General features: G+C 38.5%; 14 protein-coding genes. 8 read left to right on the forward strand and 6 right to left on the reverse strand.

Features of this window, described 5'->3' with window-relative positions; translation table 11 throughout:
• Positions 1–66: 66 nt before the first annotated feature.
• Positions 67–714, forward strand: coding sequence for a response regulator (locus ACTJKN_RS09195; RefSeq protein WP_057934807.1), 648 nt, complete (start codon positions 67–69; stop codon positions 712–714).
• A gap of 19 nt (positions 715–733) precedes the next feature.
• On the opposite strand, the gene ACTJKN_RS09200 is transcribed toward ACTJKN_RS09195, so the two are convergent.
• Entirely contained in the window at positions 734–922 is a 189-nt protein-coding gene (locus tag ACTJKN_RS09200; protein ID WP_440824302.1) for a hypothetical protein, read from the reverse strand.
• Positions 923–1,014: 92 nt separating this feature from the next.
• Here ACTJKN_RS09200 and ACTJKN_RS09205 point away from each other — a divergent pair, with 92 nt between their 5' ends.
• The 7 genes from ACTJKN_RS09205 to ACTJKN_RS09235 all read left to right on the forward strand — a co-directional run bounded on the left by ACTJKN_RS09205 (position 1,015) and on the right by ACTJKN_RS09235 (position 10,686).
• The gene (locus ACTJKN_RS09205) at positions 1,015–1,329 is read left to right on the forward strand and encodes a hypothetical protein (protein ID WP_440824304.1); all 315 of its coding nucleotides are present in this window, start codon (positions 1,015–1,017) and stop codon (positions 1,327–1,329) included.
• A gap of 40 nt (positions 1,330–1,369) precedes the next feature.
• Positions 1,370–3,331: an OmpA family protein gene (locus tag ACTJKN_RS09210; protein WP_440824306.1), complete on the forward strand. Its 1,962-nt coding sequence runs from the start codon at positions 1,370–1,372 to the stop codon at positions 3,329–3,331.
• A 722-nt stretch (positions 3,332–4,053) separates the two neighbouring features.
• Positions 4,054–5,367, forward strand: a complete 1,314-nt coding sequence (dinB, locus tag ACTJKN_RS09215) for a DNA polymerase IV (RefSeq protein WP_440824308.1) — start codon at positions 4,054–4,056, stop codon at positions 5,365–5,367.
• A gap of 2 nt (positions 5,368–5,369) precedes the next feature.
• A complete protein-coding gene (locus tag ACTJKN_RS09220; protein WP_440824310.1) occupies positions 5,370–8,384 on the forward strand; it encodes a DNA polymerase III subunit alpha in 3,015 nt (1,004 codons plus the stop codon).
• Positions 8,385–8,394: 10 nt separating this feature from the next.
• Positions 8,395–8,973 (forward strand): hypothetical protein, encoded by a 579-nt coding sequence (locus ACTJKN_RS09225; protein WP_440824312.1) that lies wholly within the window; start codon positions 8,395–8,397, stop codon positions 8,971–8,973.
• Between the two features lie 87 nt (positions 8,974–9,060).
• The gene (locus tag ACTJKN_RS09230; protein WP_440824314.1) at positions 9,061–10,167 is read left to right on the forward strand and encodes a Fic family protein; all 1,107 of its coding nucleotides are present in this window, start codon (positions 9,061–9,063) and stop codon (positions 10,165–10,167) included.
• 9 nt (positions 10,168–10,176) lie between these two features.
• Entirely contained in the window at positions 10,177–10,686 is a 510-nt protein-coding gene (locus ACTJKN_RS09235) for a YdeI/OmpD-associated family protein (protein ID WP_440824316.1), read from the forward strand.
• 59 nt (positions 10,687–10,745) lie between these two features.
• On the opposite strand, the gene ACTJKN_RS09240 is transcribed toward ACTJKN_RS09235, so the two are convergent.
• The 5 genes from ACTJKN_RS09240 to ACTJKN_RS09260 all read right to left on the reverse strand — a co-directional run bounded on the left by ACTJKN_RS09240 (position 10,746) and on the right by ACTJKN_RS09260 (position 17,479).
• Positions 10,746–11,522: a polyprenol monophosphomannose synthase gene (locus tag ACTJKN_RS09240; RefSeq protein WP_440824318.1), complete on the reverse strand. Its 777-nt coding sequence runs from the start codon at positions 11,520–11,522 to the stop codon at positions 10,746–10,748.
• A gap of 566 nt (positions 11,523–12,088) precedes the next feature.
• Positions 12,089–13,570, reverse strand: a complete 1,482-nt coding sequence (locus ACTJKN_RS09245; RefSeq protein ID WP_440824320.1) for a peptide MFS transporter — start codon at positions 13,568–13,570, stop codon at positions 12,089–12,091.
• A gap of 63 nt (positions 13,571–13,633) precedes the next feature.
• Positions 13,634–15,223 carry a peptide MFS transporter gene (locus tag ACTJKN_RS09250; protein ID WP_440824322.1) on the reverse strand — a complete coding sequence of 530 codons (1,590 nt, stop codon included), beginning with the start codon at positions 15,221–15,223 and terminating at the stop codon, positions 13,634–13,636.
• Between the two features lie 147 nt (positions 15,224–15,370).
• Positions 15,371–16,267, reverse strand: a complete 897-nt coding sequence (locus ACTJKN_RS09255; protein ID WP_440824324.1) for a hypothetical protein — start codon at positions 16,265–16,267, stop codon at positions 15,371–15,373.
• A 36-nt stretch (positions 16,268–16,303) separates the two neighbouring features.
• Positions 16,304–17,479 (reverse strand): acetyl-CoA C-acyltransferase, encoded by a 1,176-nt coding sequence (locus ACTJKN_RS09260; protein ID WP_440824326.1) that lies wholly within the window; start codon positions 17,477–17,479, stop codon positions 16,304–16,306.
• Between the last annotated feature and the right edge of the window lie 218 nt (positions 17,480–17,697).

Below are 17,697 nucleotides of genomic sequence, written 5' to 3' on the forward strand. Positions count from 1 at the left end.
AAAAATTAACTACAATTGCGTACAAAAAAATAACTTTTTATTAACTTGCAGAATATTCTTAAAATAATGAAAACAAAAAATGCCGTAAGTACCTTTACAGTGCTCATCGCTGATGATCATGAGATCATCCGTCGTGGCTTAAAAGGTTTAATATCAGACTTTTGGCCTGGTGTTGAAATCATTCATGCATCTACATTAGAGCAGGCGCTTGTCGAAACAGAAAAATCGCCGAGTTTAATCATCATTGATGTAAACTTGCCAGGCGGTAACAACCTTAAGGTAATCGATCAAATTAAGTTGGTGCAGCCAAACGCAAAAATTCTGGTATTTTCATCTTTAAATGAGAATATTTATGCTGTTCCGTATTTAAAATCGGGTGCATCAGGTTACCTAACCAAAAATGCAGAAGAATCAGAAATTGTAACTGCTATTACAACCATTTTGGCAGGCAGTCGCTACTCGAGCAGAAATGTGAAGGAAAATATGTTCAACAGCATATTAGGTAATGATGCCGATAATCCTTTTACCAAACTTTCAGGTAGAGAATTAGAAGTGGCAGAGTTACTGACTAAGGGGATTGGGGTATTAGAAATCTCTAATCAGCTTAATCTTCAGATGGGTACAGTAAGTACTTATAAATTGAGACTTTTTCAAAAGCTGAAAATTAAAAGCATTATAGAACTGGCTGAAAAGATGAGTATCTATGAAAGATAAAAAGAGTATTTTACTCTTTTTATCTTTCCTGCGCTTTTTTATTTTTATCTACAGTACCGGGTCCATTCTCTCCTGATTCGTTAGGGGTGGAGCCAGCCTGGCCAAATTTATCAGAAGCGCCCTTTCCGTTTTGATCGAAGGAAGCCTTTTCCTTTGAGGTTCCTTTACTATTACTTTCTTTTTCGTTTTTATTTTCTTTTGTTTTCATAGCATAAATGTTGATTATTTAGTTCAACATTTTAAACTGATCAAAAGTTTTATTTTATTATTTTCCATTCGCTGCAATAATTTTGATTTTAAATGAGTTGTTCATCTACAATGTTTAGCACCGCTTTGTCTAATATTTTCAATATAGCCATAAGTTGTATTGGTTTGGTTGATCAGGATCAAACAAAGTTGTATAATAAAAACTATTTGCAGCGTGATCTTACACCTCATAACGCTGCCATAACTGATACAGATTTCCCATCCGGGAAGCTCAGGACCAGTTATGGCTACGATTGCTCAATCGGTTCATTACGGGGTTATAGCAATATCACAGATGAGAATTATACCGCTTATTCCTTTACCAGACAAAATATCAGATTGGGCAACGCCAAGGACATTTTAAACTAAACTATAATTAGTATTTTTAATTAACTATCCCAACAACATAATGAAGAAAATTTTAAAAGGCACCTGCCTTTCTGCATATTGTTTATTTGCATTCAGTTTTTCAGCAAGTGCTCAGTATGCACTGAAAGATGCAGATAAGCAATACAAACTGTTTAATTATAGCAAAGCGATAGATTTATACGAACAAGCCTATAAAAAGAAAGAAACTTTACATGCTGCAGAGCGTTTAGCAAGGGCTTATGCGCTTGTTTATAATTACAAGCAGGCCGAAAGCTGGTATGCCATTGCGGCTAAAATGCCTGGCAGTGGCCTTGAGAATATTTTGGGATATGCCAAAGCCCTACAAAGCAATTCAAAATATAGCGAAGCAAAAGTCCAATACCTGAATTACATCGATAAAAAGAAGAATGTATCAGAAGAACAGGAGGCCATTTGGATTGCTTCTTGCGATTCGGCTTTGAAATGGATCAGAAATCCGGAGAAAATCGAACTCATCAACCAAAAAACTTTAAATAGCACACAGTCTGATTGGGGTGCTGTTAACTACCAGGGGGGAGTCGTATTCACTTCCGACAGATTAAACAGTGGATTGAATACTCTGGAAAAAAAACCGTTTTTAAAATTCGATGGATCAAAAGAACCCGATAAAAAAGTATACGGGTGGACCGGCAACGGATACCTGAAACTATATATAAAACCTTCTACAAACGATAGCCTCCAGTTGTTTCCTGTAAAAGCGGCTACCAGGTATCATGTGGGTTCGGCAAGCTTTACAGCTGATGGAAAAACCATGTATTTTACGCTAACCCGTATTACCGGTGAACTGGAACGCTTAAAAAAACAGCCAACAACTGTTAATGTAGAAATTTTTAGCAGTACCAAAGGAACCGACGGTGTTTGGGGTGAGCCGGTTTCATTTGCTTATAATAATGTAAACCACTACGCTGTAGGTGATCCTTTTATTACCAAAGATGGAAACAGCCTTTATTTCGCTTCGAACATGCCAGGCGGATTAGGTGGCACCGATATTTATGTATGCTTAAAAACCGATGCCGGCGAATGGGGCAAACCGATTAACCTGAAAGAAGTAAATACCGAAGGCAATGAACGCAGTCCGGTTTTTGATGAAAAGAATAACTTCTACTTTTCGAGCGATGGTAGAGTTGGGATGGGAGGATTAGACGTTTATCGTGCTTTAAGAGAAAGGGGCAAGATTGGTCAGATCGAAAATATGGGCTATCCCTTCAACTCCCCACAGGATGATTTTGGTTTTAGCTTAAACGAAAAGGGCGGCATTGTTTATCTTTCTTCCAACCGCGAAGGTGGTTTAGGTAGCGATGATATTTATACCATTGATCAGAAAATGATCCTGGCTTTCAAATTAGAAGGCAGGGTTTATGATAAAGACAGTAACCAGCCTGTTGCAGGTGCATTGGTAACGTTAGCAAAAGCAAACGGTGCTGTTTTAAAAACCGAAACTGATGAGAATGGCGGTTACCGGTTTAATTTGGCCAAAGAATCTGAATACAATCTTTCTGCAGAGAAAACAAACTACAGGTCTGACGTGAAAAATCTGACAACTGTTGGTTTAACAACTTCAGACGTATTTACCCAAAACCTGTATGTAGAAAAGATTGTGGTGAATAAAGCCATTAAACTAGAAAATATCTATTACGATTTCAATAAATGGAACATTAGAGCGGATGCTGCTGTAGCGTTGGATAAACTGGTTAAAATTATGACCGATAATCCGACCATCTGGATCGAATTAGGTTCGCATACCGATAGCAGGGGCAAAGATGCTTATAACCTGAACCTATCGCAAAAGAGAGCAGAAGCTGCTGTGGAATATATTATTTCGAGGGGTATCGATAAAAACCGCATTACTGCAAAAGGATACGGCGAAACGCAGCTGTTAAACAAATGTAGTAACGGCCTCGAATGTAGCGAAGAAGCACATCAGTTAAACAGGAGAACTGAATTCAAAATCGTAAAACAATAACACAATTAAGATTTACAATATATTTTAATTTTTTTTACTGCCCCCGATAAAAATCGGGGGCATTTTTATTGTTAGTGTTGATGCTATCGGTTTGTCAGTCTGAGGGTTAATTAATTGTTTAAAGTTAATATGAGTGACGTACAATTGCCTTCTCTTGTTCTACGGCGCGGTCTTGCATCGGCTACCGATGAAAAATCAGCATAGGTCTACCGCCGCCGAAGGGTTCTTTCTTTTTAGCATCAAAGCGGATTTAAGTAGAACGGGGATACCGTACTATGGCCTGGCTGGATGGAAATGTGGAAGTTGTTAAAATGTTGATTAATAATTATTTGCCAAATAACCTCAATGGTAGTGTAGTCGAAGACCCTTCTTGATAAGAAATATAAGGGCATATGAGCTTATATTTTCTTCAATGCCTTATATGGTTAATGATGCCTGCGTTAAGATGCACGCAACTCGCCCCGTAGTTGGTATCTTCGCCAACCATCCATTGTTTAATCCCTGTGCTGTTTATATCATATAAGTTCCCATTGGTCAATCGATTGGTAGTCTAATTTCGTACTTTCCGTGGCAGATCCTTCAGGCATAACTCAACATAATAAATTGTAGTATTAAAAAAAAACTAAATTTGTTAGTATTTTGTTTAAAATTAATTAATACTAATTTTCTTTAAAACTAAAAATATTAGTATTTTTGGTATCAATCATCCTTATAATACGAGAATGGATAAAGAAAGGCAGATTATTCATATGGATCAGGATGCATTTTTTGTGTCGGTAGAAATCAGAAAAAACCCAAAGTTATTGGGTAAACCCGTAATCATCGGTGGCGGTGGCGACAGGGGTGTGGTAGCCTCTTGTAGTTATGAAGCACGCCAGTATGGCATACATTCTGCAATGCCCGGTAGAACAGCAAAATTGCTGTGCCCCCAGGCTATATTTTTAAAAGGCGATATGGAAGAATACTCCAAAGCTTCGCACGAGATTACCGAAATTATTGCCGATAAAGTTCCCCTTTTTGAGAAGGCCAGTATTGACGAGCACTATATCGATATGACAGGTATGGACCGCTTTTTTGGTTGCATGAAGTTCGCGTCAGAGCTCAGACAAAACATTATCAAAGAAATGGGCTTGCCGATTTCCTTTGGCCTGTCGATCAATAAAACCGTAGCCAAAATAGCCACGAACGAATCTAAGCCTGATGGCGAACGACAGGTTACTTTTCCTGAATTGCGGCCCTTTCTCGATCCTTTGGCTATCCACAAAATTCCAGGTATCGGCCATGCTACTTATAAAAAACTAAGCGAAATGGGTGTTCGCGAAATCCTTACACTTACCCAGATCCCACAGCAGCTTATGTTTAAAATACTGGGGCAGCATGGCTTAAGTTTATGGCAAAAAGCAAATGGGATCGATCTTTCGCCAGTTGTACCTTACCGCGAAAGGAAATCTATTGGTACGCAGGCTACCTTCGAAAGCGATACCATGGATATGGCCAAACTAAAGGCCATTATAACCGGAATGGTTACCGGTTTAACTTTTCAGCTGCGCAACCAGAAAAAATTAACCGCTTGCATTACCGTAACCGTTCGTTATACCAATTTTGAAACTGTTACCCAGCAAGAACGTATTCCCTATACCTCGCTCGATTCTTTTCTAATCAGCAAAGCACATAGCCTGTTCGAAAAAGTGTATGCCAAACGGATGCTGTTGCGCTTGGTAGGCGTAAAACTTTCACATCTGGTAAGCGGTTACGAACAGATTGGCTTATATAATATTGCCGAAGAGGAATATAGCCTTTACCAGGCCATGGATAAGGTACGCAACCATTATGGTGCCGAAGCAGTGGTAAAGGCCTGTATTGTTACCCAACCACCCCGCGATGAAACGGGGAAAATAATCAAGTACAATCCGCGCAAAAAGAAAATATTGATCGAAAACAAAACAGAGGAAGAACAGCAGGAAGTAAGGAAACGATCGAAAATTAGAAGCTTTATGAGTGAAAAAGGAACAATAGGTACTAAATCTTATGATTAGCGATGTTTTTAAATGTGCATTCTTCTTATAGCTTAAAATATGGCACGCAGCGCATTGACCAGTTAATTGCTACGGCCCGGCGTTTGGGTATCCACCAAATCGTACTTACTGATATCAATAATTCAACTGGGGCGGTAGAGTTTATTCGCGAGTGTTATAAACAAGGCATTGCTAAAGAAGCCGACGAAATACACAAAGGCAATATTCCATATCAGATTAAACCCGTTGCAGGGATCGAGTTTCGAATTGATAATAAATTGTTGTATGTGGGCATTGCGAAGAATAAAGAGGGGATGCGTGAGCTGAATGAATTTTTAAGCCACCACAACATCAACCATATTCCGTTGCCCAATATTCCACCCGAAATGGAGCATGTTTACATCATTTATCCCTTTCAAAAATCTTTTAACCCCGTACTAAAAGCAAATGAATTTGTAGGCATCCGGGCCAAACAGCTCAATCTTTTGTACAAACACCCGCTTTTAAAACAGAAAGAAAAGTTGTTGGTGTGGCATCCTGTTACCGTTAGCGATAAGATTACCTACCGCCTGCACGAATATTTTAGAGCCATTGAACTTAATACCCTTTTAAGTAAAGTGTCCGATGAGCAAAAATGTGATCCGGATGAGTTCCTGATTCCAGAAGTAGAACTAACCCAGCAATTTGAACAGTATCCTTTCATTGTTCAAAATACACAGAAACTGATAAACAGCTGCGATTTAAGTGTTTATTTTGAGGACAGCCCTATACCTACTTCTAAAAACAAGTTTTTTTATACCGGAGATTTCGAAGGAGATAAAAAAATGCTTCGGGAGTTGGCCGAAGAAGGGCTTAAATACCGTTACGGTGAAAATAATACAGAAGCCATTGAGCGTTTGGAGAAAGAGCTCCGGATCATCGAACTTAAAAACTTCTGCGCCTATTTTCTCATTACTTACGATATTGTGCGGTACGCCATGACTGAATGTGGTTTTTATCACGTTGGCCGTGGCTCGGGTGCCAATAGCATTGTAGCTTATTGTTTGCGCATTACCGATGTAGATCCGATTGATCTCGATTTGTATTTCGAACGTTTCCTGCATGAAAAACGGACAAGTCCACCAGATTTTGACATCGATTTCTCCTGGGACGAAAGGGAGGTGATACAACGTTATATCTTTGAACGTTATCCCAAATGGCATGTTGCTTTTTTAGGCACTATGAGCACTTTTAAAGATCGTGCAATTATCAGGGAAATTGGTAAAGTGCTGGGTTTACCCAAAGGCGAAATAGATAGTTTTACAGATCCCACCAAAGAACGTGAAAATTTATTGAATGTTACTTACCAGAAGTTATTGGCCGTTTACCAATACATGAAAGGAATGCCCAACCAGCGTTCTATTCATGCCGGGGGGATTTTAATTTCCGAAGAACCGATTACCTATTATACAGCCTTGGATATGCCGCCAAAAGGTTTCCCAACCGTGCAATGGGATATGTACGAAGCCGAAGCCATTGGTTATGAGAAATTCGATATTTTAAGCCAGCGGGGTATCGGGCATATCCGCGAAGCCGTGCAGCTCATTAAAAAGAATAAGGGTAGGGAAATCGATATCCACGATTTTAAAACTTTTAAAGAAGACCAGAAATTGAACTGTATTCTTAAAGAAGGACAGCCCATTGGGTGTTTTTATATCGAATCGCCAGCCATGAGGCAATTGCTCAAAAAACTAAAATGCGATAATTACCTTACGCTCGTGGCAGCCAGTTCCATTATCCGTCCGGGGGTGGCCAGTTCGGGCATGATGAAATCCTATATCGAACGCTACCATGCACCCGAAAAAGTAGTATACCTCTGCGAGGTGATGAAAGAGCGGCTTAGTGAAACCTATGGGGTAATGGTTTATCAGGAAGATGTGATCAAAGTATGTCATTATTTTGCAGGTTTAGATCTAGCCGATGCCGATATCCTGCGCAAAGCGATGAGTGGTAAATATCGGTCTAAACTGGCTTTTGATGAACTGGTAAACAAGTTTTTTGTTTCAGCCAGAAAGGAAGGGCACTCAGAAGAACTCATTACCGAAGTTTGGCGACAGATTTCATCTTTTGCCGGTTACAGTTTTTCGAAAGCACATTCGGCCTCTTTTGCGGTAGAAAGTTACCAGAGCTTATTTTTGAAAACGTATTATCCCATGGAATTTATGGTAGCGGTACTGAATAATTATGGCGGTTTTTACAGTCGCTGGGTTTACGTGCACGAACTGCAGAAAACAGGAGCAAGGGTGCATTTACCCTGCGTTAACTGTAGCGATGATGTGGTAAATATAAAAGGTGAAGATGCTTATCTGGGCTTCATTGCCGTTCAGGGCCTGGAAGAAAAAAACATCAAAATCATCCCGCAAGAACGCAGGGCGAACGGCCTGTATCTCGATCTCGAAGATTTTGTAAGACGGACCTGCATCTCATTGGAACAGGCCATTATTTTAATCCGTTTGGGCGCCTTACGCTTTACCGGGAAAGACCGTAAAACCCTGCTTTGGGATGTGCATAACTACCTCGGCTTTAAACAAAAAAAAGTGAGCCATGCCGAGCTTTTTAAGCTGAGTTACAAAACCTATCAGCTCCCCGTACTGGCCGATTCCGAACTCGAAAATGCTTACACAGAATTGGAGTTATTGGGGTATCCACTCAATTATAAAATGTTCGATTTTTTAAAAACGCCTTATCGTGGTGATGTTATGGCGGCAGATCTGCACAAACATTTTGGTAAAACGGTAAGGATGGTAGGAAACTATGTTTGCGAAAAAACGGTACATACTATTAAAAATACCAAAATGTGGTTCGGTACTTTTTTAGATGCCAACGGAGATTTTTTTGATACAACGCATTTTCCCAATACCACACCCATGTATCCTTTTAAAGGAAAGGGCTGTTACCTTATTTTGGGTAAAGTGGTAGAAGATTTCGGCTTCCAGAGCATCGAGGTTTTAAAGTTTGCCAAATTGGATATCCAGATGAACCCGGTAGCAATTGATTAAATAAATTGATATGGATTTAAAATTAAAAAAAGACAGGTATTCAATAGTTGTTTACCCTCACCGAGAAGCTATTAATGATGTTAAAGTTTTGAAAGATATACTCTGGTACAAAGTTGGCTGGTATAATAGTAGAAATTCTGAGGCTCATATTACCATTATTGAGTTTTCAGCAGATCATTACGAGCTGGGTTTTTACAAAAAATGCATTGAGAAAATTTGTAGTTCACAAAGGCCACAAGAAGTAACTTTTGATTATTTAAGTTTATCTAAATTTAGTCAGGCTATTGTTTTACTTCCTAACGACCCGTCCAAATTGTACCTGAATGATCTTTTAAAAGCATTTCGGAAAAGGCTTAAATCTAAGAATAACATAAACGGTAGTAATGCCCATATTTCAATAGGGCGTAAACTGAGTTCGGCTCAAATTGATCAGGCCGAAAATTTGTATGATAATATCAATATTGCATTTAATTGTGATACGATTGCCGTTCGCAAACTTGATGAAATTACAAAACAATTCGTGGTAATTAATGAGTTTAAATTGACGGGGAATCCTTTAAATCATCATCAATATCCTTTGTTATACTAATTTGTTTTAGATATTGAGCCGGTTAATCTTGCTAATCGGCTCATAATTTGGGTTGTTTTTGAGCCGATTAAATTGTATATTCGGCTCATGCAGTATAATTGGGAGCTCACAACTTGGCCAAACTTTACATTTTCTATAAAAAATATTGAACATGATCTTTATAGTTTTGCCCAGGAAACAGGTGAGGTTAATGCCTTACTAAAGTCATTGCCTGATGATATTAGGCAAGAAACATTGCTGGAAATGATATTATCTGAAGCAATAAAAACTTCTGAGATAGAAGGGGAATTTTTGAGCAGAAAAGATGTGATGTCTTCCATTAAAAATAACCTAGGGATTAATAAAACACCTGATGTTGTTAAAGATAAACGTGCTTCCGGGATTGCCGATTTGATGATTGATGTGAAAAACTCCTATTCTGATCCACTAACTGAAGCTACTTTATGGAAGTGGCACGAGCTTTTATTTACTGGAAATAAATATATAAATATTGGCACATGGAGAAAAATCGATGATCCGATGCAGGTTGTGTCTGGCGGGATAGGTAAAGAAGAAGTTCATTTTGAAGCACCGCCATCACATCGTGTTGATGGCGAAATGAAAGCTTTTGTCGATTGGTTTAATGAAACCAAACCACAAGGAGTTAAAGAAATTAAAGATCCTGTAATAAGGGCAGGTATTGCACATTTGTATTTCGAAACAATCCATCCTTTCGAAGATGGGAATGGGCGTATTGGGAGGGCGATTGCTGAAAAAACTATTTCGCAAACATTAGGTCGGCCAGTTATGCTCAGCCTATCCAAAGCAATCGAAAGTAATAGGTCGGCTTATTATCAAGCTTTAAAAAATGCACAAAGAAGTAATGAAATTTCTGCATGGCTCAACTATTTTTCGACTATTGCACTTCAAGCGCAGTTAGAAGCCAAGCAAATGATCGACTTTACACTTCGCAAAATAAAAGTTTTCGACTTATTCAGCGCAAAGTTGAACGATAGGCAGAAGAAAGTTTTGCAAAAGATGTACAGCTACGGAATCGAGGGTTTTGAAGGCGGGATGACCACTAAAAAGTATATTTCAATCACTAAAACTTCAAAGGCAACTGCCACAAGAGATTTACGAGAGTTGGAGAGCTTAGGGGTTTTAATAACTTTTGGTAGCGGCAGGAGTGTACATTATAAAATCAAAGAATCATAAATTTAAACTATGATCCACTTTAAAGCAGAAATAGAGCGTTTCGAAACCATGGGTGAAAAAACCGGCTGGAGTTATGTGTTTATTCCGGCAGTTTTAGCCAATGAAATTAAACCTGATTGTAAAAAGAGTTTCAGGGTAAAAGGAAAGATAGATCAGTTGGATATTAACGGTATGGCGACCATCCCAATGGGAGAGGGCGACTTTATTATTGCTTTAAAAGGGGAAGTCCGTAAAAAACTAAGAAAGGAAGCCGGAGCAGGTGTTGAACTTTATTTAGAAGAAGATAAAGATTTTAAGATCGAAATGCCCGAAGACCTCGAAATCTGTTTATCAGAAGAAGAACATTTAATCCGGAATTTTTTAAAACAGCCTAAATCGCACCAAAACTATTACATCAACTGGATCAATCAAGCTAAAACAGAACCTACACGTACCAAAAGAATCGTAATGACCGTTAAAGCCATGGATAAAGGGCAGGATTTTGGCGCAATGATCAGGGAATCGCAGGGAAAGTCTTAATTTATAGTCCTAAGTCTGTAGTCTTTAGTCGGAAGTCAATAGAACTAGGCGATTTGAATTTAAGATTCTGGACTTCGGACTCTGGACTTCGGACTCTGGACCTCGGACTCCCTATTATAATTCCTAAACCAACTCGAAACCTTCATTTGTATTACACCTAAAAAAGCCTCCCTAAAGATACGGGTGCTCATTTTTGATGTTCCTTCGGTACGGTCGGTGAAAATGATTGGAACTTCAACTACTTTAAAGCCAAATTTAATGGCGGTGAATTTCATTTCGATCTGAAACGCATAGCCAACAAACTTAATTTTATTTAATGGAATGGTTTCCAACACAATTTTGCGGTAACATTTAAAGCCAGCAGTAGCATCCTGAATATTGATCCTGGTAATCATACGCACATACATTGAAGCAAAATACGACATTAAAACCCTGCCCATTGGCCAGTTTACTACATTTACGCCTTTAACATACCTGGAGCCAATGGCTACATCAGCACCGTTTACACAGGCTTCGCGTAAGCGGGATAGGTCGTTAGGATTGTGCGAGAAATCGGCGTCCATTTCAAAAATGTAGGCATAATCGTGCTGTAGCGCCCAATTGAAGCCGTAAATATAGGCTGTACCCAATCCTTGTTTCCCTGCACGCTCTTCAATAAATAAATGTCCTTCGTATTCGTCTTGTAACGACTTTACAATTTCAGCAGTTCCATCAGGAGAACCATCATCAATAATTAAAACATGAAAAGGCTGCGTTAAAGAAAAAACCTTTCTAATGATTTTTTCGATATTTTCCTTCTCGTTGTAGGTGGGAATGATGACTAAACTATCTGACACGTTTGTTGTGGTTTTTAATAATATAAGCTTTTGTATGTGGTATGCTGTGCTTATTTGCGCTGAGCAATTGCTTTTAATGTGCGAAAGTAAATATTTAATGTGAAACCTTTATGAATTTTCATTAATAACCAATGATTCCTATTCCTGAACTTGTTTTATAGTAGTTTTTATTGTTTTTAAAGCATTGTCAGTCTGAGCGTGGTCGAAGACCTTACCCAAATATTTCCCGCTGATTTCGCAGATCACCGCCGAGAAACTTCTGATGGTCCGGATTTGTAATCCAGATCTTCGTTCTCCAGATTTGTAATCTGGTTTAGCAGTTTTGCAAGGATTACAGGTCTCAACTCGCTGTTGTATTTACTTTCAGTTTTTACTGCACAAACCTTGTTCCTAAACCCGATAGGCGTGTAAAGCCCGCAGACCGAAGCATGAGGGCGAGGACTTGGAACAAGAGCGGGACAGCAGGCCTCCAAGAACCACTGTCCTTTCATTTCCAAGTCTTATAGTATATCAATAAATAATCGTTTTATAGATTTCTCCACTTCAGTCGAAATGACGATCCTTTCTTACCTCACCTCTTGCATTAATTTCTTAACCAATTGCGAGAAAATAATCAGCGCCAAACCTGCAATTAATGAATATAATGCCAATGCTTTATAACCTTCAGTATAAGCCATTAATTTCGTTGGAAGCGATGCATTATCAATACTCGACATTTCTGCGCCTAATTTTCCGGCTGCCAATTGTCCGAAAGCACTTGATAAAAACCAAAGGCCCATCATCATCCCGAACATTTTCTTTGGCGAAAGTTTAGTAATGATCGACATACCTATCGGGCCCAGACAAAGTTCGCCAAGGGTTAATAATAAATAGGCTAACGTAAATACATTTAACGAACTAATGCCCTGTACATTGGCGAAGAACCTGGTGGCGTAAAAAACATAAAAGCTCAAAGCCAGTAAAAGGAAGCCAATTCCGAATTTTACAACCGTGTTCGGTTCTATTTTACGTTTGTATAAGCCTAACCACAAAATGCCAACAATCGGACTAAAAACAATTACAAAGAATGAGTTAACACTATTGTTTACCACATTTGGATCGATGTTGAAAAAGAGTATTTTATGATCAAGATTGTCCTTTGCAAATAATGATAGTGAACCGCCGCTCTGCTCGGATATGGCCATAAAAATGAAATAACAGAAGATAAAAACGAAAGCAGCAAGCAGTTTATATTGTGCTTTTTTATCTTTTATTTTAAACGTTTCGTACAAGAAATAAACCAGGGCAATAATGCCTATGGTGTACATGAAATAATCGGTAAAGGCCGTATTTTTTACCATGATATAAATCAGTGGAATACAAAGTATCGACCCCACATAAACGGCTATTTCCCATAGCTGCTGTTTTGATTTTTTAAGATGCAGCAAAGGCGAATTCCCGATCGGACCTAAATATTTTTTTGTGAAAATAAATGTGCCCAAACCGAACATCATTACCAATGCGGCAGATAAGAAACATAAGTGCCAGCTGTAATATTTACCGAGATAAATACACATCGCACCGCCCAATAATCCACCCACGTTTATCCCTGCATAAAAAAGCCCATAACCCGCATCTCTGCGGTTGTCTTTCTCGTGGTATAATTCGCCAACCATTGATGAAACATTGGGTTTAAAGAAACCTGTTCCAATAATAGATAAGGTAATTCCAACATAAAACAGATCGTGAGGAGAGAAGGCTAGGATTAAATTCCCGATAATCATCAATGATCCGCCCCAAAAAAGAGATTTTCTGAAACCTAAAATCTTATCGGCAAAAATACCACCTATAAAAGTAAAGGCATAAACAAAGGCTTGTATAGCACCGTACTGTAAGTTCGATTTTTGGTCGCTTAAACCCAGTTGCTCAACCATAAAGAAAGCCAATACCCCGCGCATTCCATAAAAACAGAAACGCTCCCACATTTCTACCAACGATAAATGCCAGAGCTGTTTCGGGTATTTTCCCTCAAAATTTTGAATGTCTTCTATTGAAACTGTTTTTTCCATTAAATAGGTTTAAAAATTAAAAGCCCGATGTAGATCGGGCTTTATGTTAAATTTATTTTTTGATTAGTGAACGCCGTGCATCCATTTACGCAATATCGGACTTATAGCAAACATAATTAAGCCTGCAACAATAGGAATAATGGTAAATATTAAGAAGAAAATTGAAATGGAGTATTCTGAACTTATTTTGTCAATTAAGCCGCCAGTGGTACCCGCTAACCAGTTACCAATCGCTGTACAGGTAAACCATACACCGAACATTAAACCTACCACTTTGGCCGGCGCTAATTTACTAACGTAAGACAATCCAACAGGTGAAACACATAATTCGCCAACAGTATGAAAGAAGTAAGCGAAAATTAACCAAAACATACTTACCTGTGCAGATGTAGCACCTTTTGCAATATCCATACCGCCATAAGCCAATCCTGCAAAACCTATACCTACAAAAATTAAACCGAGTCCAAATTTTACGGGCCCACTTGGGTTAAATTTAGTTTCCCATATTTTAGATACAAATGGTGCAAGGGAAACAATAAAGAATGAATTTAGAATTCCAAACCATGAAGCAGGAACTTCTGTGTTTAAAGCGGTAAATTCTTTTTCTACCTTCCAAATGGCTAATCCCCAGATAATAATGAAGCTTATTGCAGTGAAAATTATTGTGGCAGGATATTTTTTTGCGATTTTTGCCGCTAGACTTAATAAAACAACAGTTACAGCAATGAGTGGGAAAATAGTAAGTATTGCATCAACCCATTTAAAAATTGTACTTGCATTCCCTGTTAAATTTCTAAGTGTATAATCTTTAGCAAAAATAGTCATTGAGCCGCCTGCCTGCTCAAATACCATCCAAAAGAAAATGGTGAAAATTGAAAATACAGCAACTACAGCTAAACGTTGATTGCTTACTTTTTTTGGTAAAATTTCATCAGTTGGATCAATAACTTTTTCTGTTTTATTTACAGCAGCACCTAAAACACCAAAGATCTTTTGTCCAAAATAAAATTGAAGCATTCCAAAAAACATAAATACCCCCGCTAATCCAAAACCCCAATGCCAGCCCACTTTTTCGCCAATGTAACCGCACATTAACATACCTAAAAAGGCACCAGAGTTAATGCCCATGTAAAAAATAGTGTAAGCAGCATCTTTTTTATCACTTGTAGATGGGTAAAGTTTTCCTACAATAGAAGAAATGTTTGGTTTGAATAATCCGTTTCCAGTAATTAATAAAAATAATCCCAGATAAAAGAAATTGGTATTTGAACCTTCTAACGCCATTGATATGTGGCCAATGGTCATAATTAAAGCGCCTATGATAACCGCTTTCCTATATCCGGTCAGTCGATCCGCAATTAAGCCACCAATTATTGGCGTTAAATATACTAAACCTGTGTACCAGGCGTAAAGTTGTAAAGCCTCTGGCCTTGTCCAGTGCCAGCCACCTTTACTTATTTCGCTTACCAAGAATAAAACAAGTAATGATCTCATTCCATAGTAACTAAATCTTTCCCACATTTCTGTGAAAAATAGCACAAAGAGGCCTACAGGGTGGCTAAATAATTTTTCTTTGGATACATTGTTACTGTCTAAGTGGAGATCTAGTTCCTTGCTATGGTCAATACTAATGGTTTCATTAGATGTTTGCATAAAACATTTGTTGGTTTTAGTTTATGAATTCAGAATTTGTGTGTTGTTTAAGCTAGTTAAGCAGGGCGCAATATAGTCAGCGAATGCCAAACTCACAAATTTTTAAATGATGTGTTAGGTAAATGATTTGTTAAGGTTTGTTAAAAATTAGAACTTTCTGATGGGTTTTACATTTTTCTTTGGGTCGGCATAAAGTTCGTCGCTCGCATTCGGATCGTTGTTAAGTGTGATATCTTCCTGCAGTATTAGCCTTCCCCCAATAATTTTAAAACCATCAAAAGTACCGTCTGATCCATGATATTCAAATGTATCTTTCATTTCCGGATTGAAGGATGCTAAATGGTCGAACACGATCATCCCGGCTTTTAAATCCGTTTTTAAAGTCATCGCATTCGATTTGGCGTACTCAAATATTACCCTGTTCTTTCCTTTTAGTTCCTTTCCATCGAAAACCGGGGCACCAAAAGTGAGATTATCTTTATCGAAAGAAAGGATTTCGATTACTTTTTTAGTAGTAAATTGTGTATTTCCTTTCCATCCTAAAAGTACATAATAGGGAAGGCGGTTTCCACTGGTTACCGGAACAATTTCATAATACCTGGCGCCGAACCATTTCTGGTTATTGGTAATGCTGTTCGGGTCGGCTAAATTTTCGGTCTGATCGATCAGGGGATAAAGTTTCAATGGGCCACTTTTGGTATTCATTTGGATGGCGCCATAATAGCGGTATGTACCGTCTTCGAGTAGTACATACCAACTCAAAATCCTAAAAGCCTGATCGGATGATTTAATTACCGATACATTTTTAAGAGAATCGAACGGATAAGAAAAAGAATTGGGGGATTTTAAGGCCTCTACCAAAGTTTTTACAAAATTGCCGTTTATTTCTAATTTTTGTGTATTACTTTGAGCAGCAATAACCCTTGCCGATATTTTAATCAGTGTATCTTGAAAAACTTCTAACTTATTTGGTGCTTGCTGTGCTTTTAAGTTAAAGCTTAGCGCTCCGAAGATTAAAAGGATATAAAATCTGATAAGTTTCATACGATCAAATGCGCAAAGATTATGCAAAATTAAAAATTATAATTTCTCGATAACAAGTGCACTTGCGCCACCACCTCCGTTACAGATTCCGGCAACACCGATTTTTCCAGCGTTCTGTGCCAATACCGAAAGTAGGGTAACTACAATTCTTGCGCCCGATGCGCCAAGTGGATGGCCCAATGAAACGGCACCACCATTAACGTTAACCTGGCTGTCGTTTAATTCTAAAAGTTGATTATTCGCAATGGAAACGACAGAAAAAGCTTCGTTAATTTCGAAAAAGTCAACATGCTTAATGTCGATATTGGCCTTGTGTAAAGCCAATGGAATTGCTTTTGAAGGTGCGGTTGTAAACCACTCCGGTGCTTGTTGTGCATCAGCATAGCCTAATATTTTGGCCAAAGGTGTTAAACCTAGTTCTTTTGCTTTATCGGCACTCATTAAAACCAATGCCGCTGCGCCATCATTTAAGGTAGATGCATTTGCTGCAGTTACTGTTCCATCTTTTTTGAAAACAGGTTTTAAGGAAGGTATTTTGTCAAATTTAACGGCCGTTGGCTCATCATCGGTATCAACCAGGGTAATTTCACCTTTACGGTCTTTCACTTCTACAGCTACAATTTCGCCGGCAAATTTGCCCGAAGTTTGTGCTGCCTGCGCTCTTTTGTACGATTCTATTGCAAAATCATCCTGCGCTTCGCGGCTGATGTTACATTCAGTAGCGCAAAGTTCGGCGGCAGACCCCATATGATAATCGTTGTAAACATCCCATAGACCATCTTTTACCAAGCCATCTGTAATTTGTCCATGGCCTAAGCGATAGCCGTTTCTTGCCTTATCCAGATAATAGGGAACATTACTCATGCTTTCCATGCCGCCTGCTACAATAATTTCATTATCGCCATTAGCAATACTTTGCGCTGCAAGCATAATTGCTTTTGTGCCCGAAGCGCATACTTTATTTATTGTAGTGGCAGGTAAATCTGGTAAACCTGCAAATTTTGCGGCTTGTGTAGCTGGTGCTTGCCCCAGGTTTGCAGATAAAACATTCCCCATATATATTTCCTGGATCTGTTCTGGTTTTAAGCCAGCTTTTTCAATAGCAGCCTTAATGGCAAAGCCACCAAGTTGAGTAGCAGAAAATTGAGCTAATGAGCCTCCAAAACTGCCAATAGGTGTTCGCACAGCTGATACAATTACAACTTCTTTCATGTAAACTAAATTTATGAATTTTTGGTTAGGCCGCTAAGTTATGCATTTTAAATATTAAACAAACCTCGCAGGTTTAATTCGGGGTTTCTGATGTCTTCATTAGCCTCATTGAGGGCTAACGCCGTTCCAAAACCCGCAAGGTTTAAAAATAACGTTTAGAAAATGATTTTAGCCTATTGAAAATATAAGTTTTAATAGATTTTTGGAAAGGTGCTGTG

This window comes from Pedobacter sp. 22163 (genome assembly GCF_052045595.1).
Lineage (GTDB): Bacteria > Bacteroidota > Bacteroidia > Sphingobacteriales > Sphingobacteriaceae > Pedobacter.